The organism is Amycolatopsis sp. lyj-112, assembly GCF_046549055.1.
Classification (GTDB): Bacteria; Actinomycetota; Actinomycetes; order Mycobacteriales; family Pseudonocardiaceae; genus Amycolatopsis.
Window position 1 is genome coordinate 671,052 of the sequence record NZ_JAJPWS010000003.1, and the last position, 17,874, is coordinate 688,925.

23 protein-coding genes are annotated in these 17,874 nt (G+C 68.7%); 10 read left to right on the forward strand and 13 right to left on the reverse strand.

Annotated features, from left to right (window positions below):
* The first annotated feature begins 4 nt into the window (after positions 1-4).
* The 5 genes from ACLJRL_RS15265 to ACLJRL_RS15285 all read left to right on the forward strand — a co-directional run bounded on the left by ACLJRL_RS15265 (position 5) and on the right by ACLJRL_RS15285 (position 3,531).
* Complete coding sequence (locus tag ACLJRL_RS15265; protein ID WP_410656781.1) at positions 5-502, forward strand: DUF2505 domain-containing protein; 498 nt, start codon at positions 5-7, stop codon at positions 500-502.
* A complete protein-coding gene (locus ACLJRL_RS15270) occupies positions 484-1,290 on the forward strand; it encodes a class I SAM-dependent methyltransferase (protein WP_410656782.1) in 807 nt (268 codons plus the stop codon). Before ACLJRL_RS15265 ends, ACLJRL_RS15270 begins: the two co-directional genes overlap by 19 nt.
* Positions 1,291-1,364: 74 nt before the next feature.
* On the forward strand, positions 1,365-2,024 hold the full coding sequence (locus tag ACLJRL_RS15275; RefSeq protein WP_410656783.1) for a DedA family protein: 660 nt from the start codon (positions 1,365-1,367) through the stop codon (positions 2,022-2,024).
* The gene (gene purU, locus ACLJRL_RS15280) at positions 2,002-2,886 is read left to right on the forward strand and encodes a formyltetrahydrofolate deformylase (protein ID WP_410656784.1); all 885 of its coding nucleotides are present in this window, start codon (positions 2,002-2,004) and stop codon (positions 2,884-2,886) included. The genes ACLJRL_RS15275 and purU overlap by 23 nt, the downstream gene beginning before the upstream one ends.
* Positions 2,887-2,901: 15 nt before the next feature.
* Positions 2,902-3,531, forward strand: coding sequence for a pyridoxamine 5'-phosphate oxidase family protein (locus ACLJRL_RS15285; RefSeq protein WP_410656785.1), 630 nt, complete (start codon positions 2,902-2,904; stop codon positions 3,529-3,531).
* Positions 3,532-3,609: 78 nt separating this feature from the next.
* Here ACLJRL_RS15285 and ACLJRL_RS15290 read toward each other — a convergent pair whose 3' ends face one another.
* The 3 genes from ACLJRL_RS15290 to ACLJRL_RS15300 form a co-directional block, all read right to left on the reverse strand.
* Positions 3,610-4,608, reverse strand: a complete 999-nt coding sequence (locus ACLJRL_RS15290; RefSeq protein WP_410656786.1) for an NADP-dependent oxidoreductase — start codon at positions 4,606-4,608, stop codon at positions 3,610-3,612.
* A gap of 104 nt (positions 4,609-4,712) precedes the next feature.
* Positions 4,713-5,147 (reverse strand): SRPBCC family protein, encoded by a 435-nt coding sequence (locus ACLJRL_RS15295; RefSeq protein WP_410656787.1) that lies wholly within the window; start codon positions 5,145-5,147, stop codon positions 4,713-4,715.
* Between the two features lie 149 nt (positions 5,148-5,296).
* Positions 5,297-6,217 (reverse strand): ABC transporter substrate-binding protein, encoded by a 921-nt coding sequence (locus ACLJRL_RS15300; RefSeq protein ID WP_410656788.1) that lies wholly within the window; start codon positions 6,215-6,217, stop codon positions 5,297-5,299.
* Between the two features lie 150 nt (positions 6,218-6,367).
* On the opposite strand from ACLJRL_RS15300, the gene ACLJRL_RS15305 reads away from it, so the two are divergent.
* Together ACLJRL_RS15305 and ACLJRL_RS15310 are read left to right on the forward strand one after the other, a co-directional pair.
* Positions 6,368-7,054 (forward strand): ABC transporter permease, encoded by a 687-nt coding sequence (locus ACLJRL_RS15305; RefSeq protein WP_410656932.1) that lies wholly within the window; start codon positions 6,368-6,370, stop codon positions 7,052-7,054.
* Positions 7,051-7,767 carry an ABC transporter permease gene (locus ACLJRL_RS15310; protein WP_410656789.1) on the forward strand — a complete coding sequence of 239 codons (717 nt, stop codon included), beginning with the start codon at positions 7,051-7,053 and terminating at the stop codon, positions 7,765-7,767. Before ACLJRL_RS15305 ends, ACLJRL_RS15310 begins: the two co-directional genes overlap by 4 nt.
* Here the strand turns inward: ACLJRL_RS15310 and ACLJRL_RS15315 are convergent.
* The 5 genes from ACLJRL_RS15315 to ACLJRL_RS15335 form a co-directional block, all read right to left on the reverse strand.
* A complete protein-coding gene (locus tag ACLJRL_RS15315; RefSeq protein ID WP_410656790.1) occupies positions 7,706-9,181 on the reverse strand; it encodes an aromatic amino acid lyase in 1,476 nt (491 codons plus the stop codon). The genes ACLJRL_RS15310 and ACLJRL_RS15315 overlap by 62 nt on opposite strands.
* On the reverse strand, positions 9,178-9,732 hold the full coding sequence (locus tag ACLJRL_RS15320; RefSeq protein WP_410656791.1) for a YbaK/EbsC family protein: 555 nt from the start codon (positions 9,730-9,732) through the stop codon (positions 9,178-9,180). Before ACLJRL_RS15320 ends, ACLJRL_RS15315 begins: the two co-directional genes overlap by 4 nt.
* 13 nt (positions 9,733-9,745) lie before the next feature.
* Positions 9,746-10,039, reverse strand: a complete 294-nt coding sequence (locus ACLJRL_RS15325; protein WP_410656792.1) for a DUF2516 family protein — start codon at positions 10,037-10,039, stop codon at positions 9,746-9,748.
* A gap of 85 nt (positions 10,040-10,124) precedes the next feature.
* The gene (locus ACLJRL_RS15330) at positions 10,125-10,769 is read right to left on the reverse strand and encodes a hypothetical protein (protein WP_410656793.1); all 645 of its coding nucleotides are present in this window, start codon (positions 10,767-10,769) and stop codon (positions 10,125-10,127) included.
* Positions 10,766-11,179, reverse strand: coding sequence for a helix-turn-helix domain-containing protein (locus ACLJRL_RS15335; protein ID WP_410656933.1), 414 nt, complete (start codon positions 11,177-11,179; stop codon positions 10,766-10,768). The genes ACLJRL_RS15330 and ACLJRL_RS15335 overlap by 4 nt, the downstream gene beginning before the upstream one ends.
* Positions 11,180-11,329: 150 nt before the next feature.
* Between ACLJRL_RS15335 and ACLJRL_RS15340 the strand changes: the two genes are divergently transcribed.
* Entirely contained in the window at positions 11,330-12,460 is a 1,131-nt protein-coding gene (locus ACLJRL_RS15340) for a methyltransferase domain-containing protein (RefSeq protein ID WP_410656794.1), read from the forward strand.
* Positions 12,461-12,463: 3 nt separating this feature from the next.
* Here ACLJRL_RS15340 and ACLJRL_RS15345 read toward each other — a convergent pair whose 3' ends face one another.
* Genes ACLJRL_RS15345 through ACLJRL_RS15355 form a run of 3 tightly spaced genes read right to left on the reverse strand, consistent with a single transcriptional unit; the run spans position 12,464 to position 13,883 of the window.
* Positions 12,464-13,096, reverse strand: a complete 633-nt coding sequence (locus tag ACLJRL_RS15345) for an AAA family ATPase (protein ID WP_410656795.1) — start codon at positions 13,094-13,096, stop codon at positions 12,464-12,466.
* Between the two features lies 1 nt (position 13,097).
* Positions 13,098-13,481, reverse strand: coding sequence for a zf-TFIIB domain-containing protein (locus tag ACLJRL_RS15350; RefSeq protein ID WP_410656796.1), 384 nt, complete (start codon positions 13,479-13,481; stop codon positions 13,098-13,100).
* A 33-nt stretch (positions 13,482-13,514) separates the two neighbouring features.
* Positions 13,515-13,883: a VOC family protein gene (locus tag ACLJRL_RS15355; protein WP_410656797.1), complete on the reverse strand. Its 369-nt coding sequence runs from the start codon at positions 13,881-13,883 to the stop codon at positions 13,515-13,517.
* 60 nt (positions 13,884-13,943) lie between these two features.
* Between ACLJRL_RS15355 and ACLJRL_RS15360 the strand changes: the two genes are divergently transcribed.
* Entirely contained in the window at positions 13,944-14,444 is a 501-nt protein-coding gene (locus ACLJRL_RS15360; RefSeq protein WP_410656934.1) for a CGNR zinc finger domain-containing protein, read from the forward strand.
* A 390-nt stretch (positions 14,445-14,834) separates the two neighbouring features.
* Here the strand turns inward: ACLJRL_RS15360 and ACLJRL_RS15365 are convergent, their stop codons facing one another.
* Positions 14,835-16,133 (reverse strand): DUF445 domain-containing protein, encoded by a 1,299-nt coding sequence (locus ACLJRL_RS15365; RefSeq protein ID WP_410656798.1) that lies wholly within the window; start codon positions 16,131-16,133, stop codon positions 14,835-14,837.
* 29 nt (positions 16,134-16,162) lie between these two features.
* Here ACLJRL_RS15365 and ACLJRL_RS15370 point away from each other — a divergent pair, with 29 nt between their 5' ends.
* A complete protein-coding gene (locus ACLJRL_RS15370; RefSeq protein WP_410656799.1) occupies positions 16,163-17,326 on the forward strand; it encodes a pyridoxal phosphate-dependent aminotransferase in 1,164 nt (387 codons plus the stop codon).
* Positions 17,327-17,341: 15 nt separating this feature from the next.
* Here the strand turns inward: ACLJRL_RS15370 and ACLJRL_RS15375 are convergent, their stop codons facing one another.
* The gene (locus tag ACLJRL_RS15375; protein WP_410656800.1) at positions 17,342-17,815 is read right to left on the reverse strand and encodes a sigma-70 family RNA polymerase sigma factor; all 474 of its coding nucleotides are present in this window, start codon (positions 17,813-17,815) and stop codon (positions 17,342-17,344) included.
* Positions 17,816-17,874 lie beyond the last annotated feature (59 nt).

The following is a 17,874-nucleotide window of genomic DNA, read 5'->3' on the forward strand; positions in this document are numbered from 1 at the left end:
CGCCATGGCATCCCGTATCGAGCACCGCACAGCGTTCTCCGCCGACCTCTCGGCGGCGTGGGACGCGGTCGCCGGAGAAGAGGCGCTGCGGGCCCGGCTCGAGCAGATCGGCGGGGACGAAGCGGAACTGCTGGAGTACGCCGCCTCGGGTGACGGTGTGCGCTACAAGCTGCGCCAGGGCATCAGCTCGGACAAGCTCCCGTCGGCCGTGCGGACACTGCACCGCGGCGACCTCGTCGTCGAGCGCGAGCAGATCTGGCGGGCCGCCGGAGCCGGGTACGCGGGTACCGCAACGGCGTCGGTGCACGGCGTGCCGGGCGAGATCACCGCGAAGACGTCCCTGACCGGCGAAGGCGACCAGACGACGCTGGTCAACAGCGGCGAGGTCAAGGTGCGGATCCCGTTCGTCGGCGGGAAACTGGAGAACGTGATCGCCGAACAGGTGACCAAGCTGCTGGAGCGCGAGGCGGAGTTCGTCGCGAAGTGGCTGGCCGAGCGCTGAAACCGGTCGGGGCGCCGACACGGGGTACGACCAATCCCAACCGGCTGCGCCGCGTCGACCGGTGGCTCGCGAGCGACCCCGGGGTGACCCGGCGGCTGCGTCGCGCCGACGCGCCGCTGGTGGTGGACCTCGGTTACGGCGCTTCGCCGGTGACCACGGTGGAGATGGCGCGGTGGCTGCGGTCCGTGCGCCGCGACGTCCGGGTGCTGGGCCTGGAACTGGACGCCGAACGGGTCGCCGTCGCGCAGGCCGCCGTCGACAAGCCGTGGCTGGACTTCCGGCGCGGCGGTTTCGAACTCGCCGGGACGCGGCCGGTGGTGGTGCGCGCGTTCAACGTGCTGCGGCAGTACGACGAGGCCGAGGTCACCGGGGCGTGGTCGCTGATGCTGGACGCGATGGCGCCGGACGGGCTGCTGGTCGAAGGCACCTGTGACGAGATCGGGCGGCTGAGCACCTGGGTCGCCGTCGGGCACGACGGGCCGCGCGCGCTGACCCTGTCGGTTCATCTCGCCAGCCTGGAACGTCCGTCCACAGTGGCCGAACGCCTGCCCAAGATCCTGATCCACCGCAACGTTCCCGGCGAACGCGTCCATGATCTCTTGTCCACTTTGGACGTCTGCTGGGCGACGGCGGCGCCGCATCAGAACTTCGGTGTCCGGGCCCGCTGGGCACATGCGGTGCACCTGCTCACCGCGCGGGGCTGGCCGGTGCTGAACCGGCCGTCACGCTGGCGGCTCGGCGAGCTAACCGTCCCCTGGTCGTCGGTCGCGCCCGGTGACGCTGACTAGGACATACGCGGGAATTCACCGCTAGAACCCCGCTCCGTCACCCCGACGCGACCTGGGGTGATCACCATGGGGACGTGGAACTGCTGGAGTACGTCACCGAACTGCTTCGGGGCACGCTGGGATCACCCTGGCTGTGGGTGATCGTCCTCCTCGTGTCCGGATTGGACGCGCTCCTTCCCTTCATGCCCAGCGAGACCACCGTCATCACCGTCGCCGTCCTGACCGGCCCGGACCTGCCGGAGCTCACGACACTGGCCTTCGTCGCCGCGCTCGGCGCCTGGCTGGGCGACTGCCTCGGCTACTCCGTCGGCCGCGGCGCGGGCCCGCGCGCACTGGCCCGGCTGCAACGCGGACCGGAAGGCGTCCGGCGCTACGAATGGGCGAAGATCCAGGTCGAGCGCAACGCCGTCCTGCTGATCCTCGCCGCCCGGTATCTGCCCGGCGGCCGCGTCGCGAACGGGCTCGCGAACGGCAGCATGGGCTACCCGCCGCGCAAGTTCATCCCGCTTGACGCCCTCGGTGCGAGCGTCTGGGCGGTGTACAGCGTCCTCATCGGCCTCGTCGGCGGAGCGGCCTTCGTCGACGAACCCGAGAAGGGCCTTCTCCTGTCCTTCACGCTCGGCCTGCTGCTGGTCGGGGCCATCGAGATCGGGCGCCGCGTCCGGGTCCGCATCCTGACCCGGCGCGGCGCCACGGCCGCGACCGGCGACAATGGAGCGCGTGTCAACCCCTGAGCGCCGCTACGTGATCACCTTCGGCTGCCCCGACCGCACCGGCATCATCGCCCGTATCTCGGGCTTTCTCGCCGAGCACGGCGGCTGGATCGTCGAAGCGGCGTACCACACCGACCCGGACACCGGCTGGTTCTTCACCCGCCAGGTCGTCCGCGCCGACTCGCTCTCCTTCGACGCCGACGAACTGCGCACGCGCTTCGCCGACGTCGCCGAGTCGCTTTCGGCCGAGTCGAGCTGGCAGGTCAGCGACAGCGGCGAGCGGCGGCGAGCGGTGATCCTCGTCTCCAAGGCGGGGCACTGCCTCTACGACCTCCTCGGCCGGGTCGCGTCCGGCGAACTGGACGTCGACGTCGCCGCGGTCATCGGCAACCACACGTCGCTGGGCGACATCACCCGCGCCCACGGCATCCCGTTCCACCACGTCGAGTTCCCGGCGGGCGACGCCGACGCCAAGGCGCCCGCCTTCGCCGAGGTGCGGCGACTGGTCGACGAGCACGACCCGCACGCCGTCGTCCTCGCCCGGTTCATGCAGGTCCTGCCCGCGGCACTGTGCGAGGCCTGGGCCGGGCGGGCGCTCAACATCCACCACAGCTTCCTGCCGTCGTTCGTCGGTGCGCGGCCGTACCACCAGGCCCACGCGCGCGGCGTGAAGCTCATCGGCGCGACCTGCCACTACGTCACCGCCGACCTCGACGCGGGCCCGATCGTCGACCAGGACGTCATCCGCGTCGATCACGGCGACTCCGTCGAGGACATGGTCCGCAAGGGCCGCGACATCGAGAAGGTGACACTGGCGCGTGGGCTGCGGTGGCACCTCGAGGGTCGCGTTCTGGTGCACGGGAACCGGACTGTCGTCTTCTGATGGTTCACTGGGGCCATGGGGACCTCAGAGATCAAGGTGATCGAGTCGCACGAAGCGCTTCGTGCGCACCTGGGCCACGCCGCGGAGAGGACCAAAGGGAAGATCCTTTCCCAGATCGATCCGCACGCGCGCACGGTGATCGAACACTCGCCGTTCTACCTGCTGGCGACGGCGTCGGCCGACGGGACCTGTGACGTGTCCCCGCGCGGCGACCCTGCCGGTTCGGTGCTGGTGCTCGACGACAAGACGCTCGTGATGGCGGACCGGCCCGGCAACAAGCTGCTGGACAGCCAGCGCAACATCCTCGAAAACCCGCACGCCGGACTGCTGTTCCTGGTGCCGGGGATGAACGAGACGCTCCGGATCAACGGCCGGGCGAAACTGGTCGCGGACGCGCCGTTCTTCGACGACCTCGTCGTCAAGGGCAAACGCCCTCAGCTGGCGATCATGCTCGAGGTCGAAGAACTGTACCTGCACTGCGCCAAGGCTTTCCTGCGGTCTTCGCTGTGGAAGCCGGACACCTGGCCGGACCGCTCCGCGCTGCCGAGCGCGGGCCGGATGTTCCGGGACCAGATGAAGCTGGACATCGAGGCGGAGCAGCTGGAGAAGGCGCTCACCGAGTCCGCGCTCACGACGCAGTATTGAGGCCCGGAGAGTGCTATGAACGACTCGTTACTTGCAAATTTTGCAAGTAACGAGTCGTTCATAGCACGTCGGAGAGGGTCAGACGCGGACCAGCATCTTGCCGGTGTTCGCTCCGCCCAGCAGGTCCAGGAAGGCCTGCGGCGCGTTGCGGATACCGTCCACAATGGTCTCCGAGTACTTCAGCTCGCCGGAGGCGACCAGCGGCGCGACCTCCTGCACGAACTGGGGCTGCAGCGCGAAGTGGTCACCCACCAGCATGCCGCGCATGGTGAACCGCTTCGCGATGATCGACGCGAGGTTGCGCGGCGCCGCGGCGGGCTCGGTGTTGTTGTAGAGCGAGATCATTCCGCAGATCGCCATCCGGCCGTGCAGGTTGACCGAGTCGATGGCCGCTTCGAGGTGGTCGCCGCCGACGTTGTCGAAGTACACGTCGATGCCTTCGGGCGCAGCCGCGCGAAGCTGCTCGATGACCGGGGCGTCCTTGTAGTTGAATGCCGCGTCGAAGCCCAGCTCGTCGGTGAGCCACTTGACCTTCTCGTCCGTGCCCGCGCTGCCGATGACCCGCTTCGCGCCCTTCAGCTTCGCCAGCTGACCGACGACGGAGCCGACCGCTCCAGCCGCACCGGAGACGAAGACGGTGTCGCCCTCCTTGAACTCCGCGACCTCCAGCAGCCCGGCGTACGCGGTGAGCCCGGTCATGCCGAGCACGCCGAGGTAGGCCGAGATCGGCGCGGCTTCGGGGTCGACCTTGACCGCGTGCTTGGCGGCGACGACGGCGTGCGAACGCCAGCCCAGCCCGTGCAGCACGAGGTCGCCCGGCTTGAAACCGTCCACTCGCGACTCGACGACCTCACCGACGGCCCCACCGTGCATGACCTTGCCGACCTCGTACGGCTCGGCGTAGGACTTCGCGCTGCTCATCCGGCCGCGCATGTACGGGTCCACGCTCAGCACCTGGTTGCGGACCAGGATCTGGCCTTCGCCCGGCGTCGGGATCTCGACGTCCGCGATCTCGAAGTTCTCGAGGGTCGGGACACCGTGCGGGCGGGAGGCGAGCCGGATCTCGGTTGCGTTCACGGTGAAACTCCAAATCTGTTGCTGACCACAAGCGGGGCGATCGCCCCGTATTCCTGCCGGGTACAACGGGCTAACCGGGGCGCCCATTCCGATTGTGGCGAGCGCTACACGGTTTCCGCGAGTTTGCCGAGAACGCCCTCGTAGATCCGCTTGAGCCCACCGGGCGCGAAGGTCTTCTCGAAGAACCCGCCGATGCCGCCCGCGCCGTCCCAGGACGTCTCGATCCGGACGAGGCTGCCGTCCGGCACCTCGCTGACGGTCCACGTGGTGACCATGGTGGAGTTCGCGTCGGTCTCGACGAGGGTGCCTTCGGACGGCTCGGACACCGTCGCCGCGACGTCGCGTACGCGCTTCGACGTCGCCTGAAGCTTCCAGCTCGCCTTCGTGCCCGCGCCGACGCCGCCTTCAGTGACCTCGTAGTCGCGGTAGTGCTCCGTCAGCAGCTTCGGGCGGGTTTCGGCGTAGTCCGCGACGAGCGCCCTGACCTTGTCCGCCGGCGCCTCGATGGTGCGCTCCGCGATGGCCGTGACCTTTCCCATCCCACTCCCTTTCACCCGTGTGCAACGACAGCGTCCACGATTCCACCGCCGTGCGCAGCGGGAGCGGGCGGGCCTGCCCCCGGACGCAATGAACGACCCGTTACTTGCGAAATTTGCAAGTAACGGGCCGTTCATGGCACTTGAGAGAACTAGATGAGGGACTTTTCCTTCAGCCAGTCCTTCGCGACGTCGCCGGGCTTCTCGCCGTCCGAGTCGACGCGCTTGTTCAGCTCACGCAGCTGAACGGTGTCGAGGGCCTTGCTGACGGCGTTGACGGCGGCAGCGAAGTCAGCGCCACGCTCGTCGAGGACCTTCTTGTTCACCGCGGGCACGACGTTCTCGGTCGGCACGATGACGAGGTCGTCCTCCAGGGCCACGAACTGCGGGTCGCCCACGAGCGGGCTCACCGAGTCGACCGGGATGACGGTGACCTTGCCGGAGCGAAGCTGCTCGACGCGCGGCCCCGCCTCCTGCACGGTCTGGAAGGTGGCCTTCAGCTTGTAGACGTCCGTGAAGCCCTTGAAGCAGGGAAGCCGCTTCTCGCACTCCGGCCCGCCCGCGACGATGAGGTTCTCGACCTTCGACAGGTCGCTGATCTTCGCGAGACCCTTCTCCTTGGCGAGGTCGGCCTTCACGATGTAGGTGTTCTTGTCCTCCGCCGGCGAGTAGTCCAGCAGGCCGATGCCGTCGGCCTCGAACAGCTTCTTGAGCTGCTCGTGCTCGCCGGCCGCGTCCTTCGCGGCCTCCTTACCGAACCCGGTGGTGATGGCGGCGCCCTGATACTCCGGGATGAACTGCAGCTCACCGGACTTCAGCGCCGGGTAGATCAGCTCGCGCGAACCGAGGTTCAGCTTGCGGGTGATCGGGTAGCCCTTGGCCTCGAGCGCGTTCGCGTAAAGCTCGGCGAGGATCAGGCTGTCGGTGAAGTTGAAGGAGGCGACGACGATCGGCGCCCCGCCTTTGCTCTGCGCGGCCGGAGCCGCGGCGTCGTCGCCACCCCCGCAGGCGGTCAAACCGAGGACGGCGGTGGCGAGCACCGCGCCCACTCGAACATTCCGTGTCCAGCGCACGTGCACACTCCTATGACTCGAACTCCAGCATTGGACAGTATCTCCGGGTCACGACAGAATCCACAGATTGAGAGTTCCGCCCCGTGTGCTCCCAGAGACCGGAATCAGGTCGTCCGATCGAGGTAAGGTCGGCCGGTGCGAGCCTCCTCCGTGTTCCCTGTGCCCGCCCAAGGCGGGCGGCCGCTCTTCGAATGGCGGTGGGTGGACCGCAACTTCGACGAGATCCTCGAACGGCTCGGTGAACACGTCGCCCTGACCGCCGCCGCGCTCGCCATCGGGCTGGTGGTGTCCATCGGGATTTCCGTGGTTTCCCTGCGCCGCCGGTGGTTCTACGTTCTCGCGCTGAGCACGGCCGGTTCGCTGTACGTCATCCCGAGCCTCGGCGCCTTCGCCGTGCTGGTGCCGTTCACCGGGCTGACGTCGTTCACCACCGCGGTCATCCCGTTGGCGACCTACACCCTGCTGATCCTGATCCGCAACATCGTCACCGGTGTGGAACAGGTGCCCAAGGAAGTCCGCGAAGCCGCGATCGGCATGGGCTTCACGCGTACGCGACTGCTGTGGCAGGTCGAACTGCCGCTCGCGCTGCCGGTGGTGATCGCGGGCCTGCGGGTCGCCGCGGTGACCACGATCGGGCTCGTCACGGTGACTTCGATGCTCGGCAAGGGCGGGCTCGGGTACTTCATCCGCAACGGAATCCAGACCGCGACGCCGAATCCGACGTCGATCATCGTCGGCGTGGGACTTTCCGTGGTGCTCGCGGTGGTGGTGGACCTGCTGCTGTGGCTCGGTGGACGCGCGCTCGCGCCGTGGTCGCGGAAGGCGGCGTCGCGATGAGCATCATCGACCAGACCATCGAGTGGTTCGGCGAACCGAACCGGTGGAGCTGGACCGACCCGGAAGGCGTCCCGTACCGGACTGTCGAGCACCTTCAGTTCTCGTTGGTGGCGCTGGTGATCTCGGCCGTGCTGACCATCCCGCCCGCGTTGTGGCTCGCGCATTACCGGCGCGCGCAGTTCCTCGCGACGAGCGCGGTCAACATCGGCCGCGCGATCCCGAGTTTCGGGCTGGTGATCCTGTTCTGGTTCCTGGCTTCCCGGCTCGAAGTCGACACGACGTTCTGGCCGCTGATGCTCGCACTCGTGGCGTTGGCGCTGCCGCCGTTGTTCACCAACACCTACGCCGGCGTCATCCAGCTGGAGCAGGAAACCGTTGACGCGGCCCGAGGAACGGGCTACCGCGAGTGGCAGATCATGCTGCGGCTGGAGTTGCCGCTGGCCTCGCCCGTCATCCTCGCGGGCGCCCGGGTCGCCTTCCTGCAACTGGTGGCGACCGTCGCGATCGGCGCGATCGTCAACGACGGCGGCGGCCTCGGACGGTACATTGTGGACGGTTTCGCGCTCGGAGATCCGGGCCACGGCGAGATTCTGGCCGGCGGCATCGCGGTCGTCGTCCTGGCTTTGGTGTGTGAGGCCGTGTTCGCGCTCATCACCCGCGTGGTGACTCCGCGCGGGCTGGCCGTCCAGGCCCGCGCGGAGGTCCAGAGCTAGACGCGGGGCCGGGCGTTCGCAGCGCCGCCACCACCGCGGTCACCTCGGGCCCCAGCGACCGATCCACCACGACCGGCGGCACCAGCGAGGCAAGCCAGTCGTAAGCAGCCCGAAGCCCAGGAGATCCTTCACCGGACGCGAGCCACCGAGCCTGCGACCCGGCGATCAGCTCGCAGGCCGTGATGGCGAACAGCCGCGCACAAGCGTCCCGAAGCTGGTTCCCCGCCGCCCAAGCGAACGCCTGCACGTCTTCCTGCCCCGAGGAAGTCTCGACAGAGCCCAACGTCGCGGGGGTCGCCAGCCGCCGTAATGCGTGCAGTTCCCCCACCGCGCGTTTGTGCAGCGGCACCAGTCCCGCCTGCGGCCCGGGGTCGACCGCCAGTTGCGCGGGCAGCCCGCTGAACCGTTCGTCCAGCAAACGGTGCATCCGCTGGACGCTCACCTCGCCGAGGTGCACCAGCGCGGCCGTCACCGCGTCCATCCGCAGACCGAGTTCGACCGCGTGAAAGCCGGTCGTGGAAACGAATTCACCGTCCAGGAACGCCGGCGAGTCGGTCGGCATCGAGCGCCGCAGGGCCTGGCCGAGTTCGTCGTTGACCCGGGCGACGTGCGCGATCGCGCGCGGCGCCACTCGTACGGAAACCGGCGCCTGAACGACGTCCGGCCGCGGCGACGTGCCGTGGATCAGCCCGCCGAGTTCCTCCAGCACTGAGCGGAACACGCGATCGTCGCCCGCCAGCGAAGGGCGGTAGATCGCTTGCGGCGCACCGAGGACGTCGATCGCGATCGCCGCGGCCAGGGTCTGCAGGTCCACCAGCCGCTGGACCTCGTTCAGCGCGAAGGTCGCGAGCGTCTCGGCCAGGGGCGCGCCCTGGATCAGCGTCGCGCCTTCCTTCGGGCCCAGCTCGTACGGCTTCGCGAGCACGTCGGCCGCAGGAGTCTCGACGCCGTCCACCAGCACGGTCCCGATGCCGAGAAAGGTCTGGAAAGCATGCGCCAGCGGGATGATCTCGCCCGCGCTGCCCAGCCCCGTCCTCGGCACGGCGGGCGTGAACCCCTCGTTCAGCCGGTCGACGAGGAACGTCACCAGCTCCGGGCTCGCGCCCGCTTCCGGCGCCAGCAGATCCCGCAGGCGCACCAGCAACAGCCGGCGTACTTCCTCCGGCGTCAGCCACGGCGGCCCGCCGACGGCGCGGCCGATCAGCAGGTTCCGCTGGTGTGCGGCCGAATCGGCCAGCGAGACGCCGGCGAGCCGTCCCATGCCGGTGTTGACGCCGTAGACAGGCCGGCCGTCCAGCGCGGAAAGAACCAGGGCACGGTTCTCGCCCAGCCGGATGAGCAGCGCGGGGTCGATCTCGAGGGATCCGGCCACGAAGGCCGAATCCAGCAAGAAGTCCTTTGTGGACAGCCTCACTCGACGGAGCGCGCGAGGTCGCCGATCACCTCGGCGCCGGGCAGGGAGGCGAGCACCGGGCCCGGGATCAGCAGCTTGCTGCCGCGGATCCCGCTGCCGATGACCAGTTCCGGCTCCTCCGCGACCCGCTTGTCGATCAGGATCGGCCACGCGTCGGGCAGGCCGACGGGCGTGATGCCGCCGTACTCCATGCCGGTGAGCTGGACGGCTTCGTCCATCGGGGCGAAGGACGCCTTGCGGACGTCGAGGCGGCGTTTGATCACGCCGTTCACGTCGGCGCGGGTGGTGGCGAGGATGAGCGCGGCGGCGAAGCGGACTTCACCGGCGCGTTTGCCGGCGACGACGACGCAGTTCGCGGACGCGGAAAGCGGCGAACCGTAGGCCTCGCAGAAGGCGGCGGTGTCGGCCAGTTCGGCGTCGATCTCGGCAACGCCGACGGCGTCGGGATCGGGAAGGGCGGCGAGCGCCTTCGCGACGGGCTCGGCGAGCAGGTCCGTACGCGAGAGGGCGGGGACGACGGTGAGGGTTCCGGCGATGGTCCAGGTAGTCACCCCGCCACGATAATCACCAGTTGCGACCGCCGCGCTGGACCTCGATGAGCTTGGGCCGCACGTCGACCAGATAAACCAGGACCGCGACCAGGGCGGGCAGCCAGAGAATCATGCCGCCGCCATAGAACTGGAAGAGGGTCAGCACGGCGGTGGCCCCGCCCGTGATGAGCATCCAGATCGGCTTGGTCTTGCGATCGGCGGCGGAATACGCGTCGGCACGCTGCAGCAGCGCATGCACGAACGCGAAGAGCCCGGTCAGTGCGCCGCCCCAGTGGATGGCGAAGAGAATCCAATTGGCAACGAACACGCCGTCAGCTTACGTCAAACCGGGCGTATGACCCGGGCCCCTGGTACCGAAAGCCGGTACCAGGGGCCCTGAGTTCACGCGGACCTTACTTCTCGGTCGTCTTCGGCGCGACCGGCTTCTTGGCGGCCGGGCTGGTGGTGGTGCGGCGCGCGGTGACCGGGGGCTTCGGCGAGGTCTTGTTGGCGACCTTCCGCGAAGCCGAGCGGGTCTCGTGCGCGAGGTCGTCGCCGATCTCCTCGACCTCGTCGGCGATCTCGCCGGCGACCTCGGTCACCTTGCGGGCGGTCTTCTCGCCCACCGAGCGGGTGCCCTTGGTGACCCGGCCGAGCACGGTGTCGATGCGCTCACGGGTGTCGGCGGTCGCGTCCTCGAGCTGCTCGATGGCCTTCTTGACCTGCGGCTGCGCGGCGATCTTGTCCCACGCCTGCTCGCCGGACTCGGCCAGCTTGTTGTACAGCTTCAACGCGGCCTCGGTGTACTCGTCGATGACCTTGCGCAGCTCGGCCGGGTCGAGCTTCTCGCGGAGGCCCTCGACGTCGTGCGGGAGCTCTTCGATGTTCTTGCGAGCGGCCTCGCCACCCTCGACGACCCTGTCCTTGGCCTTGCTGACGGCGTCGACGACGGCCTGTCCGGCCAGGTTGCCGGCGCCCAGCGCGGCCAGCAGCGGGGTGCGGACCTGGTCGAGGGCGGTGTGCTTGCGCTCGGTCTTGGTGTTCGTGGCCGTGGTCATGCTGACTCCTTGGATTCGACGGCTGGGTCTGTGGTCTTCGGTGGCGCCGCTTCTTCGGGCTTGGCGGCGCCGTTCTCGCGGCGGAACGATTCGTAGACGTCGAGCAGGACCTGCTTCTGCCGCTCGGTCAGCTCGGTGTCGGCGCGGATCGCGTCGCCGACCGGGCCGCCCGTGGGCAGATCAAGGATTCCCGCTTGCACGTAGAGCGCCTCGGCCGAAATACGCAGGCCTTTGGCGATCTGCTGCAGGATCTCCGCGCTGGGTTTGCGGACCCCGCGCTCGATCTGACTGAGGTACGGATTGGACACGCCGGCGAGTTTCGACAGCTGCCGCAAGGAGATCTTCGCCGTGCTGCGTTGCTGGCGGATGTACTCGCCGATGTCGGAAGCGATGTCCGCGACCTTCTCCATCGGTCCACCCGATGGGGGCTGATCCCGGTTGGTGTCTGACATCGGTCACCTCCTCGCGACGTCTTCAACGCTACGCGCGAGTGCTAGCTATTGCAAGCACTCTGCTTGCAACCATCGGGTGTGTTGGTGCTCACCCCGTACGGTGGTGGGATGTCGAGTGCGACGCGGCTACGGCGGCGCCTCGTCGAGCATCTGCTCGCCGAAGGCGTGCTGCACGACGCGCACTGGATGACCGCGTTCCGCGCCGTGCCCCGGCACGTTTTCCTGCCGCGCTTCTTCGTCCCGACGCCGGACGGCTGGGCCGCGGTGGAGACCGGCGACGACGGCTGGCTGACCCGCGCCTACTCCCCCGACGTGCTGGTCGTGCAGCTCGACGACGATTCCGGGCTCTGGGAACGGGCGCGCTATCTCGGGGCGCAGCCGGGGACGCCGACGAGTTCGTCGAGCCAGCCGTCGATCATGGCGATCATGCTCGAAGAGCTCCGTGTCGCCGACGGGCATCGCGTGCTGGAGATCGGCACGGGCACCGGCTACAACGCCGCGTTGTTGTGCCGGCGGCTCGGCTCCGGGCTCGTGTACACAATGGACATCGACCCGGAACTGGTGGACGCCGCGCGCAAGCGGCTCGCGGAATGCGGGTACGCGCCTTCGTGCGTCGCGGGCGACGGTGCCGAGGGTTTCCCGGCGGGCGTGCTCTACGACCGGGTGCTGTGCACGTGCTCGGTGTCGTCGATCCCGCCCGCGTGGCTGGAGCAGACGGTGCCGGGCGGGCTGATCGTCACCACGCTGAACCGGCCGATCGGCGGCGGGCTCGTCCGGATCGTCGCGGGTGAAGGCGCGACGGGACACGGTCGCGTGCTCGCCAGGGACGGCCGCTTCATGCCGCTGCGCGCACACCGGTTCAAGGCGTCGAAGATGCCGGACGGCGAGGGCGAATGGCGGCCGACGCGGTTGCCTATGGAGGCCATCACCGAAGTCCGCAGCCGCTTCGAGTTCTTCGCCGGGCTTCAGATTCCCGGCGTGACGGCGTTGCGGGACGGCGAGAACACCGCGCTCGCGCACCCCGACGGCTCCTGGGTGCGGCATCGGCGGCAGGGCGGCGATGCCGAGGTGGCGGAAGGCGGGCCGCGACGGCTGTGGACGCTCGTCGAACGCGCGCAGGAGGAATGGTTCGACCTCGGGCAGCCGTGGCGCGACCGGTTCGGGCTCAGCCTCGACGGCGAAGACCAGGTGATCTGGCTGGATTCACCCGAGGGCCGCACCTGGCCGCTGCGACCTTGAAAGCTAGGAGCGTGACAGCAAGCCCCGCACCCACATCTCGACGCGATCGACGGCGTCGTCGATCGGTACGTGGGTGGTGTCGAACAGCTCGACGCGCGGGGTCAGCGACGGCGCTTCGGCCTGCAGCCATTCGTTGAACTCCAGCATCTCCTCGACGCGTTCCTCGTCCCACTCACGCCAGGCGGGCCGCGCCAGCAACCGCTTGCGCAGCGCGTCGGGCTCGCTGACGAGCGCCAGATAGTGGATGTCGGAGAAGAAGACCCGCTCGGGCAACTGCTCGAATTCGGGCGGCGCGACGGTGCCACAGAGCACGACGGGCCGTCCGTTCTGATGCAGCATCGCCGCCATCCGCAGCCAGGTTGACCGGAACGCGGGGTGGCCGGGGACGTCGTCGCGCAACGCCCCCGTCCACAGCACGTCCTGCTCGACCACGAGCGCGAGATCGCCGAGCCGCTCCGCCAGCCGCGGCCCGACCGTCGACTTTCCCGCGCCGCTCGGCCCGGTCAGCGCGAACAGCGGAAGCCGCCGGAACGGCCACTGGTGCGCGCATACCGCGCACACCAGCAGCCCGCTCTCGACTTGTGGCCGTTCGGCGCGATCACCGCAGGCCGGGCAGATCTTGAGATCGAGGACCACGTCAGTCGAAGAGGCCTTCGAGGAAGCCGCCCTTACGACGCTTGTGGCCGTACGCGTGCGGGGAGTCCGAGCGGCCGTAACCGCCACCGCGGTAGCCCTTCGGGGAATCCGCGTGGCCGCCCCGGTAGCCCTTCGGCGAGTCGGAGTACCCGCCGCGGTGCGGGCGCGGGGAGTCCGGACGGCCGTAATGCGGCGCCGGCGCGTGTCCACCTCCCTGGTACGCGGGAGGCGGCTGGTGCCCCCCGTAGTAGGAGTTCTCGGCACCGGCGATGGCCTCCAGCTCGCCCCGGTCCAGGAAGATGCCGCGGCATCCCTGGCACTGGTCGATGTGGATACCGTTCTTGTCGACGGTCTTCATGGCGTTCTGGCACTTCGGACAAATCACGTATCAGAGATTACGCATTTTTCGCGTCCGAGGTCAGCAGGCGCACAGACAAAACGGATGACCGGCCGGATCCGCGTACACCCGGAACGTCTCCGGGGAGTCGTCGAGCAGCTTCGCGCCGATGGCCAGCGCCCGCACGTGACCGGCCTCCATGTCGGTGACGTCGAGGTCGAGGTGGGCCTGCTGCGGGTTCTCGGCCGAGGGCCACGCGGGCGGGCGATGGTCCGGGACCCGCTGGAACGAGAGCCGGGCGCCGCCCTCCGGATTCCGCAGTGTCACCCAATGGCCGTCCTCGGCGACTTCGGCGGCCTTCCAGTCGAGCAGCTCGCGGTAGAACTCCGCCAACGCGACCGGGTCGGCACAGTCGAGAGCCACCGCGCCGAAGATCGGTACCGCACCCATGGTCCAGCCTCCAGAAAGATCGAGTAACCAGCGAGTCGATTATGGGGGTTATCGGTGCCGATGACAACCGGTCTCGCCCGTACACTGGGCGAGGTGAACACCGACGCGTCCCTGGTGGTCGAGTTTCTGAACACGGTGAACGTCGAACGCGGCACCGACCTCCTGGACGATCTGGAGACCTGGCAACGCTGGGCCCGCGATCACCGGCTGCGCGCGGATACCCCCGCGGCCGCGCGGGAAACCCGGGACGCGCTGCGCGCCGCGATCGGCGATCCACGGCTGCCCCGGCTCGGCCTGCGCGCGCCGGCGGAGATCGTCCTCGGCTCCGAAGGCCCGCTCCTGGTCGCGGAATCGGTCAGCGACGCGGTGATGGCGGCCTCGATCCGGCTGACCGTGCTCGGCGAATGGATCCGGCTCAAGATCTGCCCGGCGGACGACTGCCTGTGGGCGTTCTACGACGAGTCGCGCAACCGGTCGCGGACGTGGTGCTCGATGCGGTCGTGCGGGAACCGGGAGAAGGCGCGAGCCTGGCGAGCACGGACCGCGGACGTCTCGACCTGAAGCCTCCCGGGAGTCGTGACCAAGTACGTGAAGGCCACCTTCCTAGCACCGGTGTCCTGAGTCGGAAGTTCGCGTCCAAGGATGGCAAGAGCGTGACTCGCGTGATCAGACAGCGCACTCACGTGACTGGACAGCGCACTCGCGAGTGCGCTGTCTGATCACGCGAGATACGCGTCTGATCACGTGCGTGCCCTGTCTGATCACGCCCGACCGGAGCCCCCCACCCGACCGGACACAACTTCTGGTGTCACCCACCCCCGAGTTACCCCCAGGGGTTGTGCACACCGTTAGGCCAAAAACGTGAAAAGCTGTGGATAACCCTGGGGATGACTCCACTTCCTGTGGACAACTCCCGGCGAGGCCTCCGGAGTGTGGTATAGCGAAAGCCGCTCAGAAGAGCAGCTGCGCGACCGCGTAGATCGCCAGCCCGGCGAGCGCCCCGACCACCGTGCCGTTGATCCGGATGAACTGCAGATCCCGGCCCACCTGGAGCTCGATCTTGCGCGAGGTCTCCTCGGCGTCCCAGCGCTCCACGGTGTCGGTGATGATCGTGGTGATCTCCTGGGAGTAGTTGGTGACCAGGTAGGCCGCCGCACCCTCCACCCAGTTGTCCACTTTGGACCGGATGTGGTCGTCGGAGACCAGCCGCTCGCCCAGGGTCTCCAGCCCGAGACGCACCCGGCGGCGCAGCTCGCTCGACGGGTCCTCGGCGGCGTTGAGCAGCATGTCCTTGGCGGTCGCCCATGCCGAGCCGATCAGCTTCTGCACCTCGTCGTGCCCCAGCATCTGGGATTTGACCTGCTCGGCGCGTGCCATCACCTCGGGCTTGGACTGCAGGTCCTGGGCGAACTCGCCGAGGAACTTGTCCAGCGCGAGCCGCATGGGGTGGTTGACGTCGGTCTTCACCGCCCACACGAACGAGAGCACCTCGCCGTAGACCTTGTCCGCGAGCATCTCGTCGACGAACTTCGGCGACCAGCTCGGCGCCCGGTCCGAGACCACGCGCAGCATCGTCGTGTGGTTGTCGCGCACCCACTCGTAGCCTTGGTCGCACATGAGGTCGACGAGCTTGTGGTGCGCCCCGTCGGCGAACACGCCCTCCAGGATCTTGCCCAGCGGCGGACCCCACGGCTTGTCCACGATCCGCTTGACCACGGCCTGTTCCATGATCGCCTGGACGTCTTCGTCGCGGAGCACCTTGACCGCCGCGCGGACGACGGTGGCCAGTTCGGACGTCACGCGTTCGGCGTTCTCCGGCTGCGAAAGCCAGCCTCCGAGACGCTTCGAGACCTCGACCCGGCTCAGCTTCTCGCGGATCACGGACTCGGACAGGAAGTTCGACCCGACGAAGTCACCGAGGCTGCTGCCCAGGGCGTCCTTCTTGTTCGGGATGATCGCGGTGTGCGGGATCTTGATCCGCAGGGGATGCCGGAACAGCGCCGTCACCGCGAACCAGTCGGCGAGCGCGCCGACCATCCCGGCTTCGGCGCCGGCGCGGACATAGCCGACCCATCCCGGCCAGCCGGCGGACTGCGCCCAGCTCGCGAGCAGGAACAGCACGGTCGCACCGAGCAGGAACGACAGTGCGACCATTTTCATCTTGCGCAGGCCGCGGCGCTTTTCCTCCTCGGCGGCGAGTCCACCTGGCGGATCTGCGGGGGTCACCTTGGCGGGCGTCAGTTGCTCCACGTGCCCATTGTCCGTGAGGATGGCTGATCGTGCGCGAACCTGTCCTCGTCCCCCGCCTCCAGCCCTTCACGTCGACCATCTTCGCGGAGATGACGGCCCTGGCCGTACGGCACGAAGCCGTCAACCTCGGCCAGGGTTTTCCCGACACCGACGGGCCCTCCGGAATGCTCGACGCCGCCAAGAACGCCCTGTTCGGCGGGGCGAACCAGTATCCGCCCGGGCCCGGACGGCCGGAGCTGCGCGCGGCGATCGCGCGCCACCGGCTCCGTTACGGCACCGAATACGACCCGGACACCGAGATCCTCGTCACCGCCGGGGCGACCGAGGCCATCGCGGCCTCGCTGATCGCGCTCACGCAGCAAGGCGACGAGGTCATCGTCATCGAGCCGTACTACGACTCGTACGCGGCCGCCGTCGCCATGGCCGGCGCGGAACGCCGCGTCGTCGGCCTGGTGGAACGCGACGGCCGGTTCGCGCTGGACATCGAGGGCCTGCGTGCCGCGGTGACCTCGCGGACCAGGGCGATCCTGGTCAACTCGCCGCACAACCCCACCGGCACCGTGTTCACGCGGGCCGAACTGGAAGCGGTGGCGGCGCTCTGCGTGACCCACGATCTGATCGCGATCACCGACGAGGTGTACGAGCACCTGGTGTTCGACGACGCCGAGCACCTCCCGCTGGCGACCCTGCCCGGTATGCGCGAGCGGACCGTCTCGATCTCCAGCGCGGGCAAGACGTTCAACTGCACCGGCTGGAAGATCGGCTGGGTCTGCGCGAGCCCCGAACTGGTCGCGGCGGTGAAAGCGGCGAAGCAGTTCATCACGTTCGTCTCGGGCGGGCCATTGCAACCGGCGGTCGCCCACGCCCTGGATCACGAGCTGCCGTGGGCCGAGGAACTGCGCAAAAGCCTGCAGGGCAAGCGGGACAGGCTCGCCGACGGCCTCGCCGAAGCCGGTTTCGCCGTCCGTCCGACCGCCGGGACGTACTTCATCTGCGCCGACGTCCGTCCGCTCGGCTTCACCGACGCCGCCGAACTCGCGTGGGAACTCCCCGAACGAGTGGGGGTGGCGGCCGTGCCCGTAAAGGTGTTCACCGATCACCCGGAAGAGTGGAAACACCTGCTGCGGTTCGCGTTCTGCAAACGCAACGAAGTCATCGACGAAGCGGTCACTCGTCTGCGCGACCTCCGCTGAAGGGTCAGATGTCCGTCAGGCCCAGCCGCCCGTTTCGAGCGTGCGCCTGAGCCGGTCGAAGCACCGTCTTCGGAGCCTGCCGACACTGGCCGGGCTGATCCCCAACTCCCCCGCGAGTTGCATGTAGGTCAGCTCCGGCCGGTGCGCGAGCAGCCACATCAGCCGCCGATGCCTTTCCGGCAGCCGGCCGACCGCCGCCCAGAGCGCGCGGTCGCGTTCGGCCCGGACGACGTCGGCCTCCGGGGTCGCTTCCGGGTCTGGCGGCGGCAGCGACGTTTCGCGCCTGTTCCTGGTGATCAACCGGAGCGCGCGACGTCGTGCGGTGGTGATCAGCCAAGCCCGGAGCTTCGTTTCGTCACGCAAGGCGCCCGGCACGCGAAGCAGTTCGAGCCACGCCTCCTGACAGACGTCCCGAGCATCGGCGTCGCCCAGCCGATAGGCCTTCAGCGCGCTGAGCACCGCCGCGGACAACGCGTTCACATCCCACATCGCGGACCATCCCCTCTCGGCGGCTTGCCTTCGCCGCGTCGATCACCGAACGCCACTTC

Excerpts from the sequence above, each read along its gene's own strand:
- ACLJRL_RS15265 (WP_410656781.1), top strand. The coding sequence starts at position 5 with ATGGCATCCCGTATCGAGCACCGCACAGCGTTCTCCGCCGACCTCTCG.
- purU (WP_410656784.1), top strand. The coding sequence starts at position 2,002 with ATGGAGCGCGTGTCAACCCCTGAGCGCCGCTACGTGATCACCTTCGGC.
- ACLJRL_RS15285 (WP_410656785.1), top strand. The coding sequence starts at position 2,902 with ATGGGGACCTCAGAGATCAAGGTGATCGAGTCGCACGAAGCGCTTCGT.
- ACLJRL_RS15295 (WP_410656787.1), bottom strand. The coding sequence starts at position 5,147 with ATGGGAAAGGTCACGGCCATCGCGGAGCGCACCATCGAGGCGCCGGCG.
- ACLJRL_RS15310 (WP_410656789.1), top strand. The coding sequence starts at position 7,051 with ATGAGCATCATCGACCAGACCATCGAGTGGTTCGGCGAACCGAACCGG.
- ACLJRL_RS15330 (WP_410656793.1), bottom strand. The coding sequence starts at position 10,769 with ATGACCACGGCCACGAACACCAAGACCGAGCGCAAGCACACCGCCCTC.
- ACLJRL_RS15335 (WP_410656933.1), bottom strand. The coding sequence starts at position 11,179 with ATGGAGAAGGTCGCGGACATCGCTTCCGACATCGGCGAGTACATCCGC.
- ACLJRL_RS15340 (WP_410656794.1), top strand. The coding sequence starts at position 11,330 with ATGTCGAGTGCGACGCGGCTACGGCGGCGCCTCGTCGAGCATCTGCTC.
- ACLJRL_RS15355 (WP_410656797.1), bottom strand. The coding sequence starts at position 13,883 with ATGGGTGCGGTACCGATCTTCGGCGCGGTGGCTCTCGACTGTGCCGAC.
- ACLJRL_RS15360 (WP_410656934.1), top strand. The coding sequence starts at position 13,944 with ATGACAACCGGTCTCGCCCGTACACTGGGCGAGGTGAACACCGACGCG.
- ACLJRL_RS15375 (WP_410656800.1), bottom strand. The coding sequence starts at position 17,815 with ATGTGGGATGTGAACGCGTTGTCCGCGGCGGTGCTCAGCGCGCTGAAG.